At 53.6% G+C, this 22,200-nt stretch carries 23 protein-coding genes; 7 read left to right on the plus strand and 16 right to left on the minus strand.

The window, feature by feature from the left end:
- Positions 1-8: 8 nt before the first annotated feature.
- A complete protein-coding gene (locus tag U740_RS09515) occupies positions 9-1,691 on the minus strand; it encodes an AMP-binding protein (protein WP_235189854.1) in 1,683 nt (560 codons plus the stop codon).
- A gap of 208 nt (positions 1,692-1,899) precedes the next feature.
- Between U740_RS09515 and U740_RS09520 the strand changes: the two genes are divergently transcribed.
- A complete protein-coding gene (locus tag U740_RS09520) occupies positions 1,900-3,801 on the plus strand; it encodes an ATP-binding cassette domain-containing protein (protein ID WP_036861833.1) in 1,902 nt (633 codons plus the stop codon).
- Here U740_RS09520 and U740_RS09525 read toward each other — a convergent pair.
- From U740_RS09525 to U740_RS09570, 10 genes are all read right to left on the minus strand, one after another.
- On the minus strand, positions 3,798-4,169 hold the full coding sequence (locus tag U740_RS09525; protein ID WP_036860423.1) for a hypothetical protein: 372 nt from the start codon (positions 4,167-4,169) through the stop codon (positions 3,798-3,800). The genes U740_RS09520 and U740_RS09525 overlap by 4 nt on opposite strands.
- Positions 4,170-4,326: 157 nt before the next feature.
- Positions 4,327-4,773, minus strand: a complete 447-nt coding sequence (locus U740_RS09530; RefSeq protein ID WP_036860425.1) for a YcgN family cysteine cluster protein — start codon at positions 4,771-4,773, stop codon at positions 4,327-4,329.
- A gap of 11 nt (positions 4,774-4,784) precedes the next feature.
- A complete protein-coding gene (locus U740_RS09535) occupies positions 4,785-5,069 on the minus strand; it encodes a YcgL domain-containing protein (protein WP_036860426.1) in 285 nt (94 codons plus the stop codon).
- Complete coding sequence (gene rnd / locus U740_RS09540; RefSeq protein ID WP_051921387.1) at positions 5,062-6,234, minus strand: ribonuclease D; 1,173 nt, start codon at positions 6,232-6,234, stop codon at positions 5,062-5,064. Before rnd ends, U740_RS09535 begins: the two co-directional genes overlap by 8 nt.
- 57 nt (positions 6,235-6,291) lie before the next feature.
- Positions 6,292-6,885 carry a recombination mediator RecR gene (gene recR / locus U740_RS09545; RefSeq protein WP_036860428.1) on the minus strand — a complete coding sequence of 198 codons (594 nt, stop codon included), beginning with the start codon at positions 6,883-6,885 and terminating at the stop codon, positions 6,292-6,294.
- 81 nt (positions 6,886-6,966) lie between these two features.
- Entirely contained in the window at positions 6,967-7,284 is a 318-nt protein-coding gene (locus U740_RS09550) for a YbaB/EbfC family nucleoid-associated protein (protein WP_036860430.1), read from the minus strand.
- 17 nt (positions 7,285-7,301) lie between these two features.
- Positions 7,302-9,044 carry a DNA polymerase III subunit gamma/tau gene (dnaX, locus tag U740_RS09555; protein ID WP_036860432.1) on the minus strand — a complete coding sequence of 581 codons (1,743 nt, stop codon included), beginning with the start codon at positions 9,042-9,044 and terminating at the stop codon, positions 7,302-7,304.
- Positions 9,045-9,114: 70 nt separating this feature from the next.
- On the minus strand, positions 9,115-9,978 hold the full coding sequence (gene ttcA / locus U740_RS09560; RefSeq protein WP_081890964.1) for a tRNA 2-thiocytidine(32) synthetase TtcA: 864 nt from the start codon (positions 9,976-9,978) through the stop codon (positions 9,115-9,117).
- A gap of 88 nt (positions 9,979-10,066) precedes the next feature.
- Positions 10,067-10,687, minus strand: a complete 621-nt coding sequence (locus U740_RS09565; RefSeq protein ID WP_036860434.1) for a dUTP diphosphatase — start codon at positions 10,685-10,687, stop codon at positions 10,067-10,069.
- Between the two features lie 33 nt (positions 10,688-10,720).
- The gene (locus tag U740_RS09570; protein WP_036860435.1) at positions 10,721-11,362 is read right to left on the minus strand and encodes an MBL fold metallo-hydrolase; all 642 of its coding nucleotides are present in this window, start codon (positions 11,360-11,362) and stop codon (positions 10,721-10,723) included.
- 400 nt (positions 11,363-11,762) lie between these two features.
- Here U740_RS09570 and U740_RS09575 point away from each other — a divergent pair, with 400 nt between their 5' ends.
- Complete coding sequence (locus U740_RS09575) at positions 11,763-12,368, plus strand: hypothetical protein (protein WP_152556820.1); 606 nt, start codon at positions 11,763-11,765, stop codon at positions 12,366-12,368.
- Between the two features lie 74 nt (positions 12,369-12,442).
- Here the strand turns inward: U740_RS09575 and U740_RS09580 are convergent, their stop codons facing one another.
- Positions 12,443-12,721 (minus strand): hypothetical protein, encoded by a 279-nt coding sequence (locus tag U740_RS09580; RefSeq protein ID WP_036860441.1) that lies wholly within the window; start codon positions 12,719-12,721, stop codon positions 12,443-12,445.
- Positions 12,722-12,808: 87 nt separating this feature from the next.
- Complete coding sequence (locus tag U740_RS12210) at positions 12,809-12,955, minus strand: hypothetical protein (protein WP_160172066.1); 147 nt, start codon at positions 12,953-12,955, stop codon at positions 12,809-12,811.
- A gap of 162 nt (positions 12,956-13,117) precedes the next feature.
- On the opposite strand from U740_RS12210, the gene U740_RS09585 reads away from it, so the two are divergent.
- From U740_RS09585 to U740_RS09600, 4 genes are all read left to right on the plus strand, one after another.
- On the plus strand, positions 13,118-14,512 hold the full coding sequence (locus U740_RS09585; protein ID WP_036861841.1) for an NfeD family protein: 1,395 nt from the start codon (positions 13,118-13,120) through the stop codon (positions 14,510-14,512).
- A complete protein-coding gene (locus U740_RS09590; RefSeq protein ID WP_152556821.1) occupies positions 14,512-15,258 on the plus strand; it encodes a slipin family protein in 747 nt (248 codons plus the stop codon). Before U740_RS09585 ends, U740_RS09590 begins: the two co-directional genes overlap by 1 nt.
- Positions 15,259-15,382: 124 nt before the next feature.
- A complete protein-coding gene (locus U740_RS09595; RefSeq protein ID WP_036860443.1) occupies positions 15,383-16,840 on the plus strand; it encodes a flavin-containing monooxygenase in 1,458 nt (485 codons plus the stop codon).
- Positions 16,841-16,880: 40 nt separating this feature from the next.
- Positions 16,881-17,807, plus strand: coding sequence for an alpha/beta fold hydrolase (locus U740_RS09600; protein ID WP_051921391.1), 927 nt, complete (start codon positions 16,881-16,883; stop codon positions 17,805-17,807).
- Between the two features lie 54 nt (positions 17,808-17,861).
- Here the strand turns inward: U740_RS09600 and U740_RS09605 are convergent, their stop codons facing one another.
- The 3 genes from U740_RS09605 to norR are packed head-to-tail and all read right to left on the minus strand — an operon-like array spanning position 17,862 to position 20,679.
- Positions 17,862-18,641, minus strand: a complete 780-nt coding sequence (locus U740_RS09605; RefSeq protein ID WP_036860445.1) for a PhzF family phenazine biosynthesis protein — start codon at positions 18,639-18,641, stop codon at positions 17,862-17,864.
- A 34-nt stretch (positions 18,642-18,675) separates the two neighbouring features.
- Positions 18,676-19,050, minus strand: coding sequence for a hypothetical protein (locus U740_RS09610; RefSeq protein ID WP_051921394.1), 375 nt, complete (start codon positions 19,048-19,050; stop codon positions 18,676-18,678).
- 57 nt (positions 19,051-19,107) lie between these two features.
- On the minus strand, positions 19,108-20,679 hold the full coding sequence (norR, locus tag U740_RS09615; RefSeq protein ID WP_036860446.1) for a nitric oxide reductase transcriptional regulator NorR: 1,572 nt from the start codon (positions 20,677-20,679) through the stop codon (positions 19,108-19,110).
- Positions 20,680-20,854: 175 nt separating this feature from the next.
- On the opposite strand from norR, the gene hmpA reads away from it, so the two are divergent.
- Entirely contained in the window at positions 20,855-22,027 is a 1,173-nt protein-coding gene (gene hmpA, locus U740_RS09620; protein ID WP_036860449.1) for an NO-inducible flavohemoprotein, read from the plus strand.
- The last annotated feature ends 173 nt before the right edge of the window (positions 22,028-22,200 follow it).

The raw sequence follows: 22,200 nt of genomic DNA on the forward strand, positions 1-22,200 counted from the left end.
CTATCCGGTCAGCTGTCACGCAACTCTCGACGCAAAACCTTACCCACATTGGAGAGCGGCAGCTCATCCCGGAACTCAATGTACTTTGGTAATTTATAGCGTGCCAGCTGCTTCGCACAGTAATCGTGCATATCGTCCGCAGTCAGCTTGGGGTTGGTACTGACCAGATACAGTTTGACCGCTTCACCCGAGTGTTCGTCTGGCACGCCAACGACCGCGCAGTAACTGATGTCGGGATGGTGCGACACCACGTTTTCAATCTCATTGGGATAGACATTAAAACCCGACACACTGATCATGTCTTTTTTACGGTCGTGAATGCGGAGAAATCCATCCCGATCCACTGATGCGATGTCACCGGTTTTCAGCCAACCGTCGTCAGTAATGGTTTTGGCTGTCTCTTCAGGGAAATCCAGGTAGCCGGACATCACCTGCGGACCCCGCACCCAGAGTTCGCCGTGTTCATCAACGGTTAATGCCTTTCCCTCGTCATCGACAATTCGTAACTCTGTCTCAGGAACGGCAATACCTACAGAGCCGGCCTTGCCTGAACCCCGTGGAGAAAATGACACAATCGGCGAAGCCTCAGTTAGCCCATAAGCTTCGCTGATCTCGCAGCCGGTCTTGTCCTGCCAGGCTTTGCCGGTGCCACTGGCCAGAGCGGAACCGCCTGACAGGGTAATTTTCAGGCCTGAAAAATCGATGCGGGTAAAATCGGGATGTTTGAGCAAGGCCACAAACAGGGTGTTCAGACCGGAAAACAGTGTCGCGGGCCAGCGCCTCAACAGCTTGACAAACCCCTTGATATCTCTCGGGTTGGGCACCAACAGGGAGTGGGCCCCGATATACACACCCGTGGTTACTGAAAGCGCGAAGGCATAGATATGATAGAGCGGCAATGGTGAAACAATCCGTTCCTTACCCCGCTCCAGACCCGACATCTCAAGCAATGCCCAGGCCTGGCGAGTGACATTGACCATATTGCCATGACTGATGATGGCGGGCTTGGAAACACCGGTTGTTCCGCCGGTGTATTGTAACAGCGCCATATTATCCAGTGTCAGCTCAACGGGTTGATATCCGGTATCGGACGCCTCCGTAAATACCTGCTGCAAAGGGATTGCACGGCCGGGTTTCACCGCTTTACCCATCAGTTTAAGCACCACGCTCATCAGCCGACGTTTAAAGGGTGGATGAAGATCGAAGGGACTGGTGACAAACACGGTTTCCACCGGTGTCTGATCACGTACAGCTTCCACGATACCCAGGAAACGGTCAAACACCACCACGGCCTTCACCCCGGCGTGATTGAGTTGATAGTCGAGCTCCACCTCGGTATACATTGGGTTGATATTCACCACCACCAATCCGGCTTTAAAAGCACCGTAGGCCACCACCAGGTACTGGATCAGGCTGGGCATCTGAATGGCCAGACGGTCACCGGGCCTTAGCTGGGTGTGTTGCTGCAAATAGGCGGCAAACCGGGTAGAAAAGGTATCCAGCTCAGCAAAGCTTAACGTGCCACCCAGAGATGTTGCTGCCGGGTTATCCGGAAAGTGCGATACCGCATCCTCCAGCACATCCAGAAGTGACTGAAAATCACAGGGCGGCAACTCCGCAGGCAATCCAAAGTGTTCCCACGATTTTCGTACTGCTTCGTTCACATCCATTGGCTGCTGATTCTCAGACACTGCTCACCCCCGGGATTTTTATGTTTTTTACCGCACGGGTCATTCTGCAATGGTTTTAGCCCGATAACCAATGCTAACCAAATGGCTGGCAGACGTACAACAGAACTTGTGGCAGTTTGCTGACCATCACTGAATTAATTGCCACAAGCACGACAAACGACGTCCGCCAATGCGGCTTAAAGACCACAAATCCGTCATAATGCCGACCATGATCATTATGGAAAACATTACCCTGCAGCGGGGCACCAAACGGCTACTGGAAAAAACCAGCGCAACCATCCACCCAGGTCGGAAAATAGCGTTGATTGGCGCCAATGGCGCTGGTAAATCGAGCCTTTTCAGCCTGCTTCTGGGGGAGTTGACGGTAGAGGAAGGCACTCTACAAATCCCCGGCCAATGGCGCATGGCCCATATGGCACAGGAGGTTCAGACAACCGACCGGGCTGCGCTGGACTTTGTCATTGATGGTGACCAGGCCCTGCGCAAGCTGGAGGCAGACATCGCCCGGGCCGAAACCGATCAGGCCAACGACCGGCTGGCCAACCTGCATCAGGCACTGGACGAGATCGATGGTTATACCGCTCCGCTACGGGCGGAACAATTGCTGGAGGGGCTGGGCTTTTCTGCAGAGGAAAGAGCTTCCCCAGTGAGCCGTTTTTCAGGTGGCTGGCGGATTCGCCTGAATCTGGCCAGAGCATTGATGTGCCCATCCGATTTTCTGATGCTCGACGAGCCTACCAACCACCTGGATATGGATACGACTCTCTGGTTGGAACGATGGCTGCAGAATTACCCGGGTACCGTTTTGTTGATTTCCCACGATCGAGATTTTATCGACAACGTCTGCGAAGAAATTTTTCATATCGAACACGCCAGCCTGCTCAGCTATCGCGGCAACTACTCGGCATTTGAGCGCCAGCGCAGCGAGCGACTCACCCAACAGCAGGCTGTTTATGAAAAGCAGCAACGCCGTATCGGAGAAATCAATCGATTCGTCGCTCGCTTCAGGGCTCAGGCCACCAAGGCCCGACAGGCCCAGAGTCGCCTTAAGGAGCTGGAGCGAATGGCAACCGTCGCGCCCGCGCATATTGATTCACCGTTCGACTTTGAATTTTTCCCTCCGGAACGAATCAGCGATCCGCTGCTATCACTCAGTAAAACTGTGTCGGGTTATCCCGACAAACCTATCCTCAGCGAAGTCAACATGACCTTGCATCCGGGTAGCCGAATCGCACTGCTCGGCGCCAACGGCGCCGGCAAATCGACGCTGATTAAAACCCTAGCCGGTGATTTACGGCCTCTCGGTGGTGAGCGCGTTGCGGGGGAACACCTCTCCATCGGCTATTTCACCCAACACCAACTCGATGCTCTCGATATATCCGCCAGTCCCCTGCTGCATTTACAGCGACTGACGCCGAGCGCCACAGAGCAGAGCATGCGCAATTTTCTGGGTCGCTTTGATTTTCGTGGCGACATGGCACTGGATGTGATCGAGCATTTCTCAGGTGGTGAAAAGGCACGACTGGCTCTGGCGATCATCGTCTGGCTAAAGCCCAACCTTCTGTTACTCGACGAACCCACCAACCACCTGGATCTCGAAATGCGCCATGCGCTGACCATGGCGTTACAGGACTTTGCCGGTGCTGTGGTACTGATATCCCATGATCGGCATTTGATCCGGAATACCGTTGATGAACTATTGCTGGTAAACGCTGGGGAAGTGGCGCCTTTTGCTGGCGATCTCGACAGCTACACCCACTGGCTGCTGTCACGACTGCGCGACAAAGGCGAACAAACATCCTCCGCACCCGGGCCTGCTATACACCGAAAACAGCAACGCCGTGAAGGGGCTGAAATCCGGCAACAGCTGCGTCCGCTCAAGAAGGCCCTGAGTGAAGCAGAACTTCGCATGAACAAGCTGGATGTGGCGGTCAATGATGTTGAAAATCGTCTTGCCGACCCGGCAATTTATCAACCCGAGCACAAAGAGGCGTTGCAGTCACTGCTGTTTGAACAGAGTCAGCTCAAACAGCAGCGAGAGGCAGTTGAGATTCAATGGCTGGAACTGGCCGAGCAGCTGGAAACACTTGAAGCCGCTTTGACTCTCTAGGAATTCACTTCGTGGTCTGCAGTCCTGGAGGATCGAACAAACTGACCGGCAATCAGCTGCCCACCCGTATAAACCAGCAATGCTGCAAAAAAGCAGACGAAGATGGGCAGCGCGCCACGCAAATAACCCTGATCCGAAGCACTCGTTAGCCCCTCATACAAGCTGACAAACCAGGCCGGGGCCAGATAATGGAGGTCGGGGTAGGCCTTGATAGGCACCAGCAAAGTGGCACTGATCAACAGCAGCAGCACATTGCGAAAATGCCTACCGGGTAACAGCTCGCGGAACCGCCATAAAAACAGCAACACCAGCCCACTACCGACATAATAGGCGACCAGTCCCCAAAGATAGTTTTCGTCTGAATACATAAATACGCTCCTTTCCCTTTGATACGTCCGTTATTCAATCCGTGATCGGCGAGTATAACCTATTGCCCAGGATGTTTTGACTCACCCTCTGAGAAGCAGAGGCCGCCACTAAAAACCAGTTGGCAGAAGATGTCAAAGAGAACTCAAAAAAACCGGATCAACTGCTCACCCAGTGGATCACATGGTCCTCCATATCCTGCTCTGCGACTGCAAATTCTTCAACCACCCTGCCCCGGACTGAAATGCCTGCCCGGTGTACTGATTCAGGATCGCCGGAAACCAGCGGATGCCAGGCTTTCAATCGACGGCCAGCAGCCAGTAGGCGATAGGCGCAGGTATCTGGCAACCAGTGAAATTGATCTATTTTTTTGGGTGACAGGGCTAGGCAATCCGGCACTTTTGCCAGCCGATGCCGGTAATCGACGCAACGGCAGCTGGTCTGGTCGAGCAACTGACAGGCAACATCTGTATAAAAGATATCGCCATTCTCCTCATCTTCCAGCTTGTGGAGACAACATCGGGCGCAACCATCACAGAGCTGCTCCCATTCATCCCGACTCATCTCTGCCAGTGACTTTTCTTCCCAAAAAGGTTTTTTGCTCAATCACTTACCCTTTAAAGCTTATCGTTTTTATTACGCAATTCCTGCATATACGCCTCGGGACCTGGTGGCAACTGGAGATAATAACCCTGCTCTCTGATCGCTTCGAGTACCTTGGCTATATCAGCTCTGGCCAGCTTTTTATCCAAAGAGAGTGCCAGGGTCATTGCCAGTTTGGGTTTGCCGAATCGCTGCATTAACGGTTCGGGAATTCGATCCAGATCCTCCTGATGATCAACATAGAGATACATGGCTTCGTTTTTCGAGCTGCGATAGATTTTGCAGATTTGTTTACTCATTGACGGCACTCGGATTGGATGACAAAAGACGACTGACTTCTGCAAGAAGCGCCTGCCCGATCAGGTCATAGCGCCAGCCTTCCCGCAATGCTACGGAGAGACTGGGCTTGCCCGTATCGACCGCCGAACGCACCAACTCCTCGATATCGCGCTTTCTGACCAGCATTTCAACCGACAGGTTCCGGGATTCTGCGCATTCGCTGGCCACCGCCTTAAGCTCCTTCGCCATATCCCTGGCCGCTTTTGGCAAAGGCGCATCCAGCGGCGGCAATGGCTTGGGGTTTGATACATGATCACTCTGCGCCCGATGAACCAGTGACAGAAGATCGTCGCCATAACGACGTAAAAAACCCGGAAAAATGCCTTCGATACCGGCCAGTGACTGCTTGCTGGCCGGTTGCGCGATGGCGATATCCAGCAGGGTCCGATCAGCTATCAGGCGGTTGCGCGGACGATTGCGCTGCCGCGCTTCAACTTCCCGCCACTGGCAAATTGCCTGCAATACCTGCAGCGCTTTCGCTTCCAGCTTCCAGGCACCCTTAACCTTGCGATAATAGTCTGCGGTGTCATCAGTCTGAAGCGAACGACCGACCAATGTCGTCATTTCCTCTTCCATCCATGCCGTCCGATCGAGTTTTTCCAGGGCCGCCACCAACAAATGGTAGACAGGCAGCAGGAAATAAACATCGGAAGCCGCATAACCCAGTTGCGCTTCACTGAGAGGCCGCTGCAGCCAGTCTGAGCGGGTCTCGCCCTTGGGCACGTGATGACCCAGCATGTCATCCACCAAGGCAGCATAGCCCCGGGAAAACCCAAAACCGGACAACGCCGCTGCAACCTGGGTATCAAACAGGGGTTGAGGCAGAGTACCCATCACATGCTGCAACACCTCCAGATCCTCAGAACAGGAGTGGAATACCTTGATGATTGCCGGGTTTTTAAAAACACTGCCCAGCTCATCGAGTGAATCCAGTGCCACGGGATCAATTAGCCAGCATTGCTGTCCGTCAAATATCTGGATCAAACCCAATATCGGGTAAAACGTATCGGTCCGCATAAACTCGGTGTCAACGGCCAGCACATCGGATTTTTGCAGCGCTTCGACGCAGTGGCTCAAAGCGGCACTATCAGCCACCAGAATTGGTGACGGCATTTGTTCAGACATCAGTGCTTCCCGTTACAAAGGTCATTAAGAAATCTACGGCATGGATTGGCAGACCCACTATAATTGTTTGCGGCTGGTAAAGGCATGGGACAGAGTTCCGCCATCCACATATTCAAGCTCGCCACCCATCGGCACGCCGTGGGCGATACGGCTCACTGTCACATTGAGCATTCTGGCTCTTTCACTGATGTAATGGGCCGTGGTTTCACCCTCGACGGTGAGATTCGTAGCCAGAATCAATTCATTGATCTCTTCTTCAGCCAACCGGGACATCAGATGATCTACACCGATGGCATCCGGCCCGATACCATCAATTGGCGAAAGATGGCCAAGCAGGACAAAATAACGGCCCCGATAACTGCCACTGTGCTCAATAGCAAACATGTCGGCAGGTGTTTCCACCACGCATAACTGATGAATATCGCGACGTCCATTACTGCATATCTCACACAGGTCGGCTTCCGTCAGGGTCCGGCACATTCGGCAACGCCGCACGTGTTCTGCGGCCTGATTCAGAGCACTGGAGAGACGCACTGCCCCATCACGATTGCGCTCCAGCAGTTGCAGCGCCATCCGCTGGGCGGACTTTGGGCCCACACCGGGCAGGCAGCGCAAGGCATCAATCAATTCGTCTATCAAAGGGCTGAACACAATCTGTTTCCAATCTCCGGGGAATCATTCGAACGCACCCTTCAATCAAGGTGCGTCCTGTCTTGCTACCTGAGCAACGGCTCAAAAAGGCATCTGGAAACCCGGCGGCATCTGCATGCCACCGGTAAGTTTTTCCATCTGTTTGCGCTGGTCTTCCTCGACCTTCCTGACGGCATCATTGACAGCTGCGGCCAACAGATCTTCCAGGAACCCCTTTTCTTCACTGAGCAGGGATGAATCCAGATTGACCTTGCGCACATCGTGGCGACCATTCATCACCACCTGAACCAGACCGGCACCCGCTTCCCCGGTGACCTCTGTTTTGGCTGCCTCGGCCTGCAGTTGCTGCATCTTTGCTTGCATGTCCTGGGCTTGCTTCATTAATTCATTTATATTCATAAAGTTACCGAAATTTATTAATCTATTGGTTTAATTGTGTTTTCCAGCAAAACCCCATTGAACAGCTCGGTGATTCGCCGGACATTGGGATCCAGTCGCAGCTGCTCCACCGCCTGCGACTGGCGTTCACGGCGCAGTCTTTCAGTGCGAGCCAAAGGTGTTTCAGTAGCGACTGCACCCACTTCAATCTGCACAGTCACCGGCTCGCCAAAGTATTCTGTGAGGACATCGGCGAGGCGCTGCTGATGCGATTCCTCGTACAGGGAGCTACTGGCGATATCCAGCACAAAGTGCAGCACTGGACCATCGATATCCACCAGGCACAAATTGGCGGCAATATTTTGCAACAAACCAGCCACCTGAAGCCCCTGGTAAATTTCAATCCAGCGATCCGGCACAACCTCAGCCAAGGGCAACGCATTCACCGCCATTGGAGGATTCGCACGTTCAGCAGCCTCAGGCGCCACCTCAATCTCGGGGACCGATTCAACTGATGATCGATCCACAGCTGGCTTGAATGTTTCGACAGAACCCGCCCGCACAGTTGCTGACAGCGTGCTGTCGCGATCACTGGATAGGGACTTTTTTGGCGACTCCTCCGCCCCCTCTGCGGTCGGAGCGACAGACACATTAGACAAACCCGCTGGTGCCGGAGGGGGATGTACAGCACTGTCTGCCACCGGCTGAAATGCCAGCATTCTCAGCAGAGCCATTTCAAAGCCGATTCGGGGTTCCGGTGCCAATGGCAGATCCCGTCGCCCCAACAGGGCTATCTGGTAAAATAACTGAACATCTTCGGGGCTGAGCGCTTTTGCCAACTCACGCACCAATGGGTCATCACCATGTCGATTATCCAGTGCATCGGGAACGGTTTGAGCGATGGCAACCCGGTGCCAGACTGAAAGCAGATCGGCCAATGCGACACCAAAATCCGGAGCATGCTCCGCCATACGCCCTACCACCGCAAGGAGATCCACCGCATCCCCGTTGGCCAGCGCTCTGGCGATATCGGCAATGGCCCCAAGGTCGATGGTGCCAAGCATGTCATAGACTTCCGCCTCGGTGATTTTGCCACCACCATGAGCAATGGCCTGATCAGTTAGACTCAGGGCATCGCGCATACTGCCGTCGGCAGAGCGGGCTAGAGCCCAGAGACCAGCCTCTTCACAAGGGACTTTTTCCTCACCCAATACAAACTGCAGATGCTCCACAATTCGTTCAGGACTCAGATGCTTGAGGTTGAATTGCAGGCAGCGCGACAGAATCGTCACCGGCAGTTTTTGCGGATCCGTGGTGGCCAGCAGAAATTTCACGTGAGGTGGTGGTTCTTCAAGGGTTTTCAGCAGTGCGTTAAAGCTGTGACCGGAGAGCATATGCACTTCATCAATCAGGTAGACTTTAAAGCGCCCCGCCGTCGGTGCGTATTGAACGTTATCCAGCAGCTCCCGGGTGTCCTCGACCTTGGTACGCGAAGCTGCATCCACTTCTATCAGATCAACGAATCGATTCTCTGCGATCGACACACAGGCACTGCATGTACCACAAGGATTTGAGCTGATGCCCGTATCACAATTGAGGCATTTGGCCAGAATCCGGGCGATGGTGGTTTTCCCCACACCCCGGGTACCGGTAAACAGGTAGGCATGGTGTAGCCGATTGTTATCGAGGGCATTGATCAGGGCCCGCAACACATGCTCCTGCCCAACCATCTCGCTGAAATTGCGAGGGCGCCACTTGCGGGCCAGAACCTGATAACTCATGGGGCAGTATCCGCCTTGCTGAAAGGAATGATTATAGGGTGATCACTCCGGCACCGAAAGCTGTAGCGCATCAGGCAGGCTCGCGGACAGCATCGCTGTCGGCATCCCAGAGATTGACCGCTCCAATGCGCGGCGACCGATCCAGCTTCAAATCTGCGAAATCAAACAGGGAGGCATCGGCCAGCTGTGAGGGCTCAACGGACTGAATGGCACTAAAAATCGTTTCCAGACGTCCGGGATGCTCTTTCTCCCAAGTTTGCAGCATGTCCTTGATGACCTTGCGCTGCAAGCCATCCTGAGAACCACACAGGTTACAGGGAATAATCGGAAACTGCTTGGCTATGGCATAGCGCTCCAGGTCGCTTTCCTTGCAGTAGGCAAGTGGGCGTATCACCATATTCTGCTTGTCATCGCTGAGCAGTTTTGGCGGCATGGACTTCAGTTTTCCACCGTAGAACATATTCAGAAACAGGGTTTCAATCATGTCATCGCGGTGGTGGCCAAGGGCAATTCTAGTGGCACCAATCTGTTCGGCAAAGCCGTATAGGGTGCCGCGCCGCAACCGCGAACATAGACTGCAGTACGTCTTGCCTTCCGGGATCAACTCGGTGACAACACTGTAGGTGTCCTTTTCAAGAATATGAAAGGGAACCCCCAGTTCGGTCAAATAGCGGGGCAACACCTCCGGCGGAAAGCCGGGTTGTTTCTGGTCGAGATTGACGGCGACCAGCTCAAAGCTGACCGGTGCGGTTTTCTGCAGGCCGAGCAAAATATCCAGCATACCGTAGGAATCTTTCCCGCCGGACAGGCAGACCATCACCTTGTCACCCTCTTCAATCATATTGAAGTCGGCAATGGCCTTGCCCACATTGCGGCGCAGGCGTTTTTGCAGCTTGTTGAATTCCAGTCGCTGTTTGCGAGTATCGAAATCGATCATGATTGTCTTGTAAAAGTTTTTTGGGTTGTGGAACCACTCAGAGAAGAGGCCATTCTATCGGTTTTAGCACAGACGCCCAAACTGGTCAGGCGCTGTCGGCATAGCGGTTCTGCAGGGCCTGATAGAGATCATCCTTGAATTCAGGGCAACGATGATCAAGTTCCGCAACCGCTTCCACCAAGTGCTCATTATCTTCCTTGCTACCCCACTGCTTGCGGTAGCTACCATCCTGGTAACCGTGGTCCTGGCGAAAAAAGTTCAGCACATTTTTACCGACATAGCGGGTGTAAAGCTCATCAAAACTCAACCCCACCCCCGCCATCAAGGCACCGAACCCGGCCACATCAAACTTTTTAGTTTGCAGGGTGCTCAGGGTAAATGCCTCGAGGTCTTCACGAAAATCACCGGAAGGCTTGGCATCCGCCAGCTGCCGCTCCACCAACCGGGCTATATCTCCATGGTGGTTCCGGGATTCCAGCAGCAGAATACTGAGGCCGAAATGCCAGATATCCACCAGCTCCAGTTTTACCTGGTTTGCATCCGGCGTCTGTTTTTTCCACCACTTCCAACCATAGTGATCAAGCAATTCGGCACATTCCACCCATATCGCCCGATACCATGCAAAATGCTGCTCGGCCCAGTTCTCATTCACCCTGCTATTCATCGCATTCTGCAACTCCAGCATCGCCAGTATCTGTTGCTTCATAAGCACTCCGTCTCTGTTGGGGGAAGCAGGCATTCAGGCCCGCACGAACCTGTTGTGGTACTTCTCATCACCAATCGTGGTACCCGGCCCGTGCCCGGTGACCACGGCCACATTGTCATCCAGGGTATAGAGCCGCTCGCGAATGGATTTGACGATCTGACCGTGATTGCCACCGGGCAAATCGGTGCGGCCGATACCACTGCGAAACAGGGTATCTCCGGCGATCAACAAAGCGGCCGGCTCGAACCAGAAACTGGTAGAACCCGGTGTGTGCCCCGGCGTATGCATTGCCACCCCGCCACAACATCCCAGATCATGGTCATCCTCAAAATAATGATCAGGATCGGGAAGGGTCACCAGCGGCACGCCAAACATGGCACATTGTTCCGCGACACCACGCCACAGAAACATGTCCTGACGGTGCAGATAAATGGGTGCACCAGTGGTCTTTTTGATCTCACCGGCGGCGAGGATATGATCCAGATGCGCGTGGGTATGAATAATTGCCACAACCACCAATTGCAGTTCTGCCAGAATGGCCTGAATATCTGCGGCATTGCCACCGGGATCAATCACCAGAGCCCGACGGGTGGCCGGGTCACCTATGACCGTGCAGTTACACTGCAACGGCCCCACTGGAAAGGTTCGAACGATATAGGGTGTCGCTTGGCTCATAACAGGCTGTATTCATCAATCGCAAACCCCGCATCTTAGCATAGTTGGCACTATTCATTGAGAACACGGCAATCCTGAAAAAACAGAGCCCACTCGGACACTGCTCGGTTTTCGTTGATCCAGATAGCCATCCCCCACGTAATAATTATCCACGAAAAGTTCTTGCACCAGCCGCAATGAAAATTGCCCTGTTCAGGAACCATCGATAGCTGAAGTAATCATAGTTGCCAATGCGTCGATAACAAACGTGCTTAATCGTACGACTAGCAGAACGGCCATAAAGACCATGTTGAAACGTTTTACAGTAATAAACAGGTTGAAATGCATGGGCAAAAGCGCAAGCATACCGACCACTAAAAAATCAACGCGTCAAGTACTCATCAATACCATGGAGTCACACATGAAAATAATTCCACAGATCCTTGCCCTGCTGGCACTGGCTTCCCTGCAGGTACACGCCGGCTCAAACAGTGAACCTGTCTCCCAGGAATCTTCCAAAGAAGCCAAAATCAATTGGCAGTCCCCGGAGGAAATCAGCACCCTGATCGAATACAAAATGGATCCGGTGAACGGTGAAATCACCTACGGTCCGAACTTTGCCCTCTCGGAAAAAAAGCTGTCCGAGAATTTTTCCGAGATCTATCTGGTGCGCGCTGTAGATCTCGAGGGTGAAGACCAGTACATTCTCTACGTCACAGCTCAGTACAATGATGAAGGCTGGCGTTCCTACAGCAAGGCAACCACCAAGGATGGCGAGCTTCGCCTGGTACCCATGTCGAAAGATGAAAATGTCTGCGAGGCAGCCAATTGCCGTTACGAAGAGCGAATCGCCCTGCCGATCTCGTTTATCAATTTCTTTGACAGCGCCAATATGGGAATGGATCTTACGATCACGGGCAATCGCACTTACCAGATCAAACTGCCCAGCAGCTACTTCAAGGCAATCCTGAATGCCGCGCCCGATGACGAGGTCTATGAGAATCTCCCGAAAGGTCAGAAAATCTGATGTAATACTGACTCAAATATCATAAAAAAGGGGCTGTATGCCCCTTTTTTATCCCTATTGCTGTTTGAATGACACTATCTGCTTCCCCAGATTTTCACCACGGCCCCATCGCTGCCCAGCAGGGCAACCACAAGACAAACAGTGCCAGCAACCAAAAAGCCTATTACAGGAATCAGCCCACCCATGACTGCTGCTGCAATCACAAAATAGAGGGATATGCCGGTCAACATCAAAAAAAGAATGCCCACAAAAAGCAGGATTTTTCGATTCAATGGGCGGTAGCCCTGCGAAGGTGCATTGCGCTCGAAAATACGCAGGATAGGCCAAAAGATTTTGCGAAATACCGTTTTCATAAAAACAACCTGTTCAGAGTGTGATAACAACTTTCCAGTTTCGGCAGTCCACTGCCGTTTCTGCGCCAGTTAATAACGTTTTGTCAATTAAAGTCGCGAGGTGTCACCACCGTCTATCGGTACGGCACTGCTCACAAAACTTGCCCCCTCAAGGGTAAGCTTCAGGATAGTAGCTTCCCCCAACCCGGAAGTTGCACCAGTGACAATCACGACTTTTCCGACAAAAGTCTTCATCAATATTCTTCACTGTGTTTTCACATCATCGGGCCATACTTATCCGATTATGTCCTTTTGATTTAGTCTACCCGCCGGCAAAGACAATTGGCAGCGCTGTTTACCTGTCAATCGGTTCCGTTAAACATGAACAGTGCCGATTGTCTGTCCTATACTGGCATCATGAAACTTTTGTCATGTTGCCCGAGTTACCTCCCTCGCAGTTGTCTGCTTATATGCCTTTTGCTCTTCTCTGCGGTTCTCCGGGCAGAAATATGGGTGATTGATATCGAAGGAGCCATAGGGCCAGCAACAGCTGACCATATGGAACGGTCTATGGAGAAAGCCGTCACAGCTGAGGCCGGCCTGATCGTACTGCGTATTGATACGCCGGGCGGCCTGGATATGGCCATGCGGGAGATGATCAAGGTCATCCTGGCTTCTCCTCTGCCAGTCATTGGTTATGTGTCTCCCAGTGGGGCAAGGGCCGCCAGTGCTGGTACCTACCTGTTGTATGCCACACATTTGGCAGCCATGGCACCCGGCACCAACCTCGGAGCGGCAACGCCAGTTCAGTTGGGCGGTGGATCACCGGGATTGCCGAGCATGCCGGGTAACGATGATGCCAACGATGGCAAATCTGAGGGAGAAAGCAAGGAACACACAGAAGCTGCCCCGCCGGGCGATGCCATGGAACGAAAGGTGGTGAATGATGCCGTGGCCTATATCCGCAGCCTGGCACAACTCAGAGGCCGCAACGGTGACTGGGCGGAACGCGCAGTGCGGAAAGGGGTCAGTCTCTCGGCAAACGATGCCCTTGAACAGGGCGTTATCGAGTTGGTTGCAGACTCCATTGAAAACCTGCTGACGCAACTGGATGGCCGTCAAGTGACGCTGGATAAAAAATCCGTGACACTGTCCACTGCCGGGGAAACCGTCCACTACCAATCTGTGGACTGGCGCAGCGAATTCCTGGCAGTTATCACCAACCCCAATATCGCCTATATCCTGCTCATGGTCGGTATCTATGGCCTGATTATAGAATTTTACAATCCGGGTATTGGCCTACCGGGCATTGTCGGAGCAGCTAGCCTGCTGATTGCCATGTATGCCCTGCAAATGTTACCAATCAGCTATGCGGGGATGGGCTTGATTCTGCTGGGCATCGCCCTGATGACAGCAGAGGCATTTGCCCCCAGTTTCGGTCTCATGGGGATCAGTGGGGCAATCACCTTTTTGACCGGCTCAATCATGCTGATGGACACCAACTTGCCAGCCTACCAGATTGCCCTACCGATGATCATTGCATTGACAGTCTTCAGTATCGGCCTGTTAGTGTTTGCCCTGAGCATGCTGGTTAAGGCACGACATCGCAAAGTGGTCACGGGCACGGAGCATCTGATCGGAAGCATGGCAACGGTGGGACGGGTCGATGGTGTAAATGCCTGGGTCTGGCTCGAGGGAGAACTCTGGCATGCCCGGTCAGAATCGCCCCTGCAATTGAATGAACAGGTACGGGTAACGGCTATTGACGGGCTGACCGCTGTGGTCAGCAAACCCACTGAAGGAGAATACTGATGTTCGAAATGCAAACATTTTTTGGGATACTGCTGGTATTAGTGGTCGTATTACTGGCGTCCATGTTCCGTATCTTGCGGGAATATGAACGCGGCGTGGTGTTTATGCTGGGCCGCTTCTACAAAGTGAAGGGCCCCGGTCTTGTCATCATCATCCCTGTACTGCAACAAATGGTACGGGTGGATTTGCGCACTCTGGTGATGGATGTACCCACTCAGGACGTTATCTCCAGGGATAATGTCTCTGTCCAGGTCAATGCGGTCATTTATTTCCGGGTTATGGACCCCGAGCGCGCCATCATCCAGGTGGAAAATTACCTTGAAGCCACCAGTCAACTGTCGCAGACCACCCTTCGCTCGGTGCTGGGGCAGCACGAGCTCGATGATATGCTGGCCGAGCGCGACCGCCTCAATGCCGACGTGCAGACCATTCTCGACAAACAGACCGAGGCCTGGGGCGTCAAAGTGGCCAACGTGGAAATCAAGCATGTGGATCTGAACGAATCCATGATTCGCGCCATAGCCAAACAGGCGGAGGCCGAGAGAGAGCGTCGCGCAAAAGTCATTCACGCCATGGGTGAAGCCGAAGCAGCAGAGAAACTCGCAGAAGCAGCAAAGATACTGGCCACAGAGGAATCCGCCATTCAATTGCGCTATCTGCAAACCCTGGTGGAAATTGCCGGTGACAAGAGTTCCACTATCGTGTTTCCACTGCCCGTCGATATCATGAAGAAATTTTCGTCCTGAGGCTGGCAACCGACCAACATGCAGTCGACATCCGGAACGATGTTGAGGTCATTCGACAATATTGTGGAATGGCCATTGTAATGTCATTGCCGGAGCGTTGTCCGGCCGACAGTGAGAAACCACCGTGCCAGAACAAGACATTGATGTATTGATTATCGGGGCCGGACTGTCCGGTATCGGCATGGCCTGCCATCTCGCCCGGCAGCTGCCGACCAGGCGCGTCAGACTTCTGGAACGCCGCGATGCGATTGGCGGCACCTGGGATCTGTTTCGCTATCCCGGCGTACGCTCTGACTCCGACATGTTCACCATGGGCTACGATTTTCAGCCATGGATGAAACCTGAAATCCTCGCCGGGGGCTCACTGATCCGCGATTACATCAGGCGGACGGCCGAGCAATACGGCGTTGATCAACACATCCACTTTGGACTCAAAGTCACCGCCGCCGACTGGTCCAGCAGCCGATCCCAGTGGACTGTTACGGCGCTCAATGAAACCACCGGTGACATCGCAACCTACTGCTGCCATTTCCTGATCAGTTGCGCCGGTTACTACAACTACGATGCTGGCTATTCACCGGAATTTCCCGGCATCAGGTCTTTCAAGGGGCAGTGTATCCATCCCCAATTTTGGCCAGAATCCCTGAATTATCGCGACAAAAAAGTGGTGGTTATCGGCAGCGGAGCGACCGCAGCCACAATCGTGCCAGCAATGGCTCAAGATGTCGCCCAGATCACCCTGCTGCAGCGGTCGCCGAGCTACTATCTCAGCACCCCCCGCTACGACAACCTGATCAGACTGCTCGAAAAAATACTCCCCCGGCAGTGGCTCTACCGCGTTCTGCGCTCTGCCAACACCTTTCTCCAACGCCTGCTGTACAAAAGTGCCATGCGCTGGCCTGAGCAAATGCGCAAATACCTGCTGTGGAAAGTCAAAAAATCGATTGGTAGTGATGCCGACATGCGGCACTTCACGCCGCATTATCCACCCTGGCAGGAACGACTTTGCGTGGTGCCCGGCGGGGACCTTTTCAAAGCCATCAAATCCGGTAAAGCCCGGATAATAACCGACCAGATAGATCACTTTACCGAGCGGGGTATTCAACTCAAATCCGGGCAGAGGCTGGATGCGGATATTGTGATTACCGCTACCGGTTTACAGTTACAGACCTTTGGCGGCATGGCCCTGAGCATCGACAACAGGGTCATACCGGCAAACAGACTGCTGAGTTATAAATCTGTTCTTCTGCAAAATATGCCCAACATAGCCTTTATCCTTGGCTATACCAACGCCTCCTGGACACTCAAATCCGATATCGCGTCCCGTTACATCTGTCGCCTGTTTGAATACATGGACAGCAACAACATCGCCACTGTGACACCCCGTGCACCCGACAACGAAGCAACTGAAGAGAATGTCATGAACGTATTGAGTTCGGGCTATATACAACGGGGTATGGATCATCTCCCACGCCAGGGCAGACATGCTCCATGGCGAGTCTCACATAGCCTTGAAACTGACCGGACCATGTTGCTCAGCGAACCGATTAACGACCAATTACTGGAGTTTACTGCCAGATGAATACAGCCCATCCCCACAAACCCGTTGAGGTGATTTGTCAATGAACCCGGTATTTGCCTTTCTGCTCGCGATCTTTGCCCTGGTCATTGCCTGGGTCATGTTGAACCGGGTATTCCCCCGTCAGGCGGCAAAAGCTGGTATTGGCCTGGAACGCTGGCGTTCATGCCTCGACAGCAAAATAGCCACTATTCCGGGTGCCACCATGCCCTATCTGGAAGGAGGTTGCGGTGAGCCGTTGGTACTGATTCACGGCTTTGGCGGAGACAAGGACAATTTCACCCGTATCGCACGCTTTCTCACCCCCCATTATCACCTGATCATCCCGGACCTGCCAGGCTTTGGTGACGCCAGTCGGGACCCGGAGGCCAGCTATCAGGTCACCGATCAGGTGAAGAACCTGTGCGAATTTCTGAATGTACTCGGTCTCAAGCGGGTTCATCTGGGGGGTAACTCCATGGGCGGCTTCATTGCCTGTCAATTTGCCGCCGAACAGCCCGAACGGGTTGCCAGCCTGTGGCTACTGAATGCTGCCGGTACCGAGCCCGCCTACGAGTCAGACCTGCTGAAACACTATCTCGCCACTGGTGAGCTCCCCATGCTGTTGCACTCGGCGGGTGATTTCAAAAAACTCATGCAAATGACCACACATAAACCGCCTTTTCTGCCCTACTCCATAAGAAGCACACTGGCCCGGCGCAGCGTTGCCGATTTCGATTTGCACAGCGAAATCATGCGGCAAGTCACTGCATCACCCATGCTGGAAACACAGTTTAAAACCATCGACACGCCGACACTGATTGTCTGGGGAAACGAGGATCAGATTCTGCACCCTGCCGGGGCGGCTGCTCTGCAATCCCTGCTGCCGAATAGCGAAGTTCGAATGATGGCCAACATTGGTCATCTACCCATGCTGGAGGCGCCCCGTCGCACAGCCCGAGATTACATTCGCTATCGCAACCGATTCTAAGCCAGAAAAAAGTCAGACCAAAATGTATCGAAAATTGCGCTGCATCGTGGCTTGCTAGAGATGGATTTCTGCTTCCATAAAAGTGACGGCTGAACCCGTTAGCATCACCCTGTCACCACGCACCTCGCAGCGGATATCACCGCCACGGCGAGACAGCTGTTTCGCCGTCAGTGAGGACTTGCGAAACCTCTCGGCCCAGAAAGGTGCCAGCGCACAGTATGCAGAGCCTGTCACCGGATCCTCCGGTATACCCAATTTGGGCGCAAAGAAACGGCTGACAAAATCAACGGTATCACCGGGCGCAGTGATGATAACACCGCGCAAACCCACCTTGCTGAGTAGCACCTGGTCGGGTTTGACAGCACGAATCACTGCTTCGTTATCGAACACCGCCAGATAGTCATCAGCTGCCAACAACTGAACCGGTTTTTGTCCCAGGGCCTGGTAGAGCAAATCAGGTAGTTCACAGGGTTTTGGTACGCAGGCCGGAAAATCCATTTGCAACCAATCACCCGATCGCTCAACTGTCAGCTCACCACTGCGCGTGGCAAACGTGATCCGGTTTTGCCGGTAGTCACTGTGCACAAAAATCACGTGGGCTGCCGCCAATGTGGCATGACCACACAACTCGACTTCAGCCAGCGGAGTAAACCAGCGCAGCGAAAAGCCATTGTGGGAAGGGACAAAAAAAGCCGTTTCGGAGAGGTTGTTCTCCTCTGCAATGGCCTGCAGCAGGCTGTCGTCCAGCCATGAAGCCAGTGGCACCACCGCAGCGGGGTTGCCGCCAAAAATTCGGTCGGTAAACGCATCGACCTGATATTGCTTAAGTTTCACGTCATAACACCAAAAGATCGCAGGTGCTCAGCCGCTAGTCCTCACAGACTGCCGGGCAGTGCTCGCCACCCTTGTTCGCAGGATTACACGGACCGCCCTTGCCCGCATAGCAGGCACCACCCACACCTTTATAGGCCGGTCCACCGAGACCATCATACCTGGCGCCACCGTAACCTTTGTAAGCTGGACCGCCCAGTCCCTCATAGCGAGCACCGCCTTTGCCGGTGTAACAGGGCCCACCGATGCCCGCATTGGCAGGCCCGCCGGGACCGGCATAAGCGGGGCCACCTTTTCCCGCATAGCAGGGTCCGCCCGGTTTTTTGGATCCTTCGCAATCGCAAATATCGTTGGCCAGCGCACTGTAAGGTGTAAATACTACAACGAGGAACAGAATGGCCCATTTCATCATGATGCTTCCCTGGTAGGTCATTGGCGATGTTGTCTTCGGCTGAACCAGAGCTTATCACTAAAGCCGCTGGCCGTTTACTCCCAACCGTTTAATCAGGCGGCTGAAATTACCACGATCCAGCCCCAACTCCCGCGCAGCCCGGGACTGGTTACCATCACAGCGGTGCAATGTATCACTGACCAGGCGCCGCTGGAAATTCGCAGTGGCATCCCGCAAGCTCGGCGGGCTGACGGCATCAGAGGGTGTCAGTGCGAGATCGTCAGCAGGACTTGAGCAGGTTTCGGGTGCCGACAGATCCAGCACCTGCAGGCCGATACTGAGCAATTTACGCGAGCCTACCTCCTGTGGAAAACGCGCCCGCGCCCGCAGCACAGCCCGGCTGATCAGATGCTCCAGCTCCCGGACATTTCCCGGCCAGTCATAATGCAGCAGGGCTTCCCGCGCGCTGCTGTCCAGCCTTATACCCCGCAGGCCAAGACGACGCCGGTTCAGTTCGAGAAAGTGCCCGGCCAGCACCAGCACATCGCGATGACGTTCACGCAATGCGGGGACCTGGATGGGGTACACACCCAAACGGTGATACAGATCCGCGCGAAAATGACCGGTCGCCACCTCACGACTCAGATCGCGATTGGTGGCAGCAATAATTCTTACATCCACCCGGTGCACGGCATCGCTACCCGGACGCTGTATTTCGCCACTTTGCAGAGCGCGCAAAAGCTTTGGCTGAACAGCCAGTGGCAACTCACCCACCTCATCAAGAAACAATGTACCGCCATGGGCCAACTCAAACTTACCGGCACGGGCCTGCGACGCACCGGAAAAAGCTCCCTGAGTGTGGCCAAACAGCTCACTCTCCACCAGGTTTTCCGGGAGTGCAGCACAATTCACATATACCAGCGGGAAATCAGCACGCGCCGAACTGAGGTGAAGATGACGGGCCACCAACTCTTTGCCCACACCGGTTTCTCCGGTGATCAGCACCGCCAGATCAGATCGCGCGACCACATCAATATCCTGGTAAAGCAGTTTCATTGCTTTGCTGTCACCAATCAGCTGTGATTGGCCCTGATCGGCTACCACAGCCTGCGCCACAAGATGCTCCCGCTCGGCGCGAGCCTGTAGGCCACCAATCAGATTAATAATCCTGATGGTTGCCTCAGTGAGACGAATGAACGTGCGCAATGCCAGCGTATCAATATCGTCGAATACGCCGGGCTGCAAAGCATCCAGGGTCAAAACCCCCCAGGGAATGTCATCGATGTAGAGAGACACACCGAGACAATCATGCACATGCAGACTGTCACTGGTGCCATCAATAAGCCCATCATAGGGATCGGACAACTCCGAATCCGCCAGAAACCGCACCGGCTCACGACTCAATAAAATTTTCGCCAGCCTGGGCTGCTCATCCACCACGAAGATACGCCCCAGGGCATCGTCGCTGAGCCCCTTCACTGCCATGGGTTGCAGGCTGGAGCCCTGCAGTTTCAACAGAGCGGCAGCATCGCAGGGAAAAACCTGTTTCAGCGCCGTCAGCAAGCGGGCATAGCGCTGTTCCGGTGACATTTCCCGGCATAGATCCGCAAGGATCTCAAGCATGACCTCAGGCACATCATGTGCTGTCATAAATACACCAATATTGTCTTTTTGACATCTTTATAAGTGATGTCACTTTAACATCATAAAAATTATTTTCATAATATTCATCGAGTTACATATTGGCATAATAAATGCGTTACCTCTTGTACCTGAGCAGTTTTCTATATTTGAACAGCGCTCATACCAGAGAACGGAGTACGCTATGCTTTCACAAAAATCCAGAGACATTATTGATACCACCCTGCCCACCGTGGGCGCGCACGTTAATCAGATCACCGAGGTTTTTTACCCGTTGATGTTCGAGCGCTACCCGGCGGTCAAGGACTATTTCAACCGGGCACACCAGGCAACGGGCACACAGCCACGGGCACTGGCCAACGCCGTGGTTGCCTATGCCAGTAATCTGGATCGCCTGGAAGTTCTCGGCGATGCCGTCGGACTCATAGTGCAAAAACACGTCTCGCTGAATATTCTGCCGGAACATTACCCCATTGTCGGCGAATGCCTACTGGCCGCCATCAAGGAGACACTGGGCGATGCGGCCACCGAAGAGGTGCTCTCAGCCTGGGGTGAAGCCTATGGCCAATTGGCAGAAATTCTGATTAACGCCGAAGAGCAGGTTTATCGGGCCAACCAGGAGAAACCCGGTGGCTGGCGTGGTGAACGCGGTTTCGTGCTAACGAAGAAAATTCGTGAAAGCGACGTGATCACATCATTTTACTTTACCCCGGTCGACGGCAAGCCCATTGCCGACTTCCAGCCCGGCCAGTACATCACGCTGATACTCGACATTGACGGACAGACTGTCCGTCGCAACTACTCGCTATCGAACAGCCCCGGCAAGCCGTATTACCGGATCAGTGTAAAGCGCGAACCGGGCGGGCTGGTCTCCAACTACCTGCACGATCAGCTCAGCGTCAACGATCAGATTAAACTGACCGCGCCCTGTGGCGACTTCGTCCTCAACGATGCCCAGCGTCCACTGGTATTACTGAGTGGCGGCGTCGGTATAACACCCACCGTCAGCATGCTGCAACCTGCACTGGACAGTGGTCGCCAGGTGCATTTTCTGCATGGCGCCCTGAATAGCGAATGCCACGCGTTTCGGGATCTTATCGAGGAGATGGGCCAAACCTACGAAAACCTCCACAGCTACTACTGTTACAGCGACCCCCTGCCCCAGGACAAAGACCAGCACAGCGGATTTTTTGATCGCGCGCGTCTGGCGGAACTGATACCCGCTGATCGTGAAATCGACGTGTACTTCCTCGGACCAAAACCGTTTATGCAGGCCTGTTATCGTGCGCTCAATGAACTGAAAATTCCTCTCGACCGAATTCGTTATGAATTTTTTGGGCCACTGGAAGAATTATAGATAACGCAACTCAGGGGACTTCAAGAAGCGGTCTCTGCCACGGATCACAGCTGACCGCTCTCTTTAACTGCCCCTAATAACCTGAATGAACTGGGGTCAGACACAACTTTCTTCAAAGTGCTACAAATTGAAGAAGCAGAAAATCTTGAAAAATTTAAACCTGAAAGGCTGTC

This window comes from Porticoccus hydrocarbonoclasticus MCTG13d, from assembly GCF_000744735.1.
Lineage (GTDB): Bacteria > Pseudomonadota > Gammaproteobacteria > Pseudomonadales > Porticoccaceae > Porticoccus > Porticoccus hydrocarbonoclasticus.

Coding starts and splice junctions, on each gene's coding strand:
- U740_RS09520 (WP_036861833.1), top strand. CDS start 1,900: ATGATCATTATGGAAAACATTACCCTGCAGCGGGGCACCAAACGGCTA.
- U740_RS09525 (WP_036860423.1), bottom strand. CDS start 4,169: ATGTATTCAGACGAAAACTATCTTTGGGGACTGGTCGCCTATTATGTC.
- U740_RS09535 (WP_036860426.1), bottom strand. CDS start 5,069: ATGAGTAAACAAATCTGCAAAATCTATCGCAGCTCGAAAAACGAAGCC.
- rnd (WP_051921387.1), bottom strand. CDS start 6,234: ATGTCTGAACAAATGCCGTCACCAATTCTGGTGGCTGATAGTGCCGCT.
- U740_RS09550 (WP_036860430.1), bottom strand. CDS start 7,284: ATGAATATAAATGAATTAATGAAGCAAGCCCAGGACATGCAAGCAAAG.
- dnaX (WP_036860432.1), bottom strand. CDS start 9,044: ATGAGTTATCAGGTTCTGGCCCGCAAGTGGCGCCCTCGCAATTTCAGC.
- U740_RS09565 (WP_036860434.1), bottom strand. CDS start 10,687: ATGAAGCAACAGATACTGGCGATGCTGGAGTTGCAGAATGCGATGAAT.
- U740_RS09570 (WP_036860435.1), bottom strand. CDS start 11,362: ATGAGCCAAGCGACACCCTATATCGTTCGAACCTTTCCAGTGGGGCCG.
- U740_RS09575 (WP_152556820.1), top strand. CDS start 11,763: ATGAAAATAATTCCACAGATCCTTGCCCTGCTGGCACTGGCTTCCCTG.
- U740_RS09580 (WP_036860441.1), bottom strand. CDS start 12,721: ATGAAAACGGTATTTCGCAAAATCTTTTGGCCTATCCTGCGTATTTTC.
- U740_RS12210 (WP_160172066.1), bottom strand. CDS start 12,955: ATGAAGACTTTTGTCGGAAAAGTCGTGATTGTCACTGGTGCAACTTCC.
- U740_RS09585 (WP_036861841.1), top strand. CDS start 13,118: ATGAAACTTTTGTCATGTTGCCCGAGTTACCTCCCTCGCAGTTGTCTG.
- U740_RS09590 (WP_152556821.1), top strand. CDS start 14,512: ATGTTCGAAATGCAAACATTTTTTGGGATACTGCTGGTATTAGTGGTC.
- U740_RS09600 (WP_051921391.1), top strand. CDS start 16,881: ATGAACCCGGTATTTGCCTTTCTGCTCGCGATCTTTGCCCTGGTCATT.
- U740_RS09610 (WP_051921394.1), bottom strand. CDS start 19,050: ATGATGAAATGGGCCATTCTGTTCCTCGTTGTAGTATTTACACCTTAC.
- norR (WP_036860446.1), bottom strand. CDS start 20,679: ATGACAGCACATGATGTGCCTGAGGTCATGCTTGAGATCCTTGCGGAT.
- hmpA (WP_036860449.1), top strand. CDS start 20,855: ATGCTTTCACAAAAATCCAGAGACATTATTGATACCACCCTGCCCACC.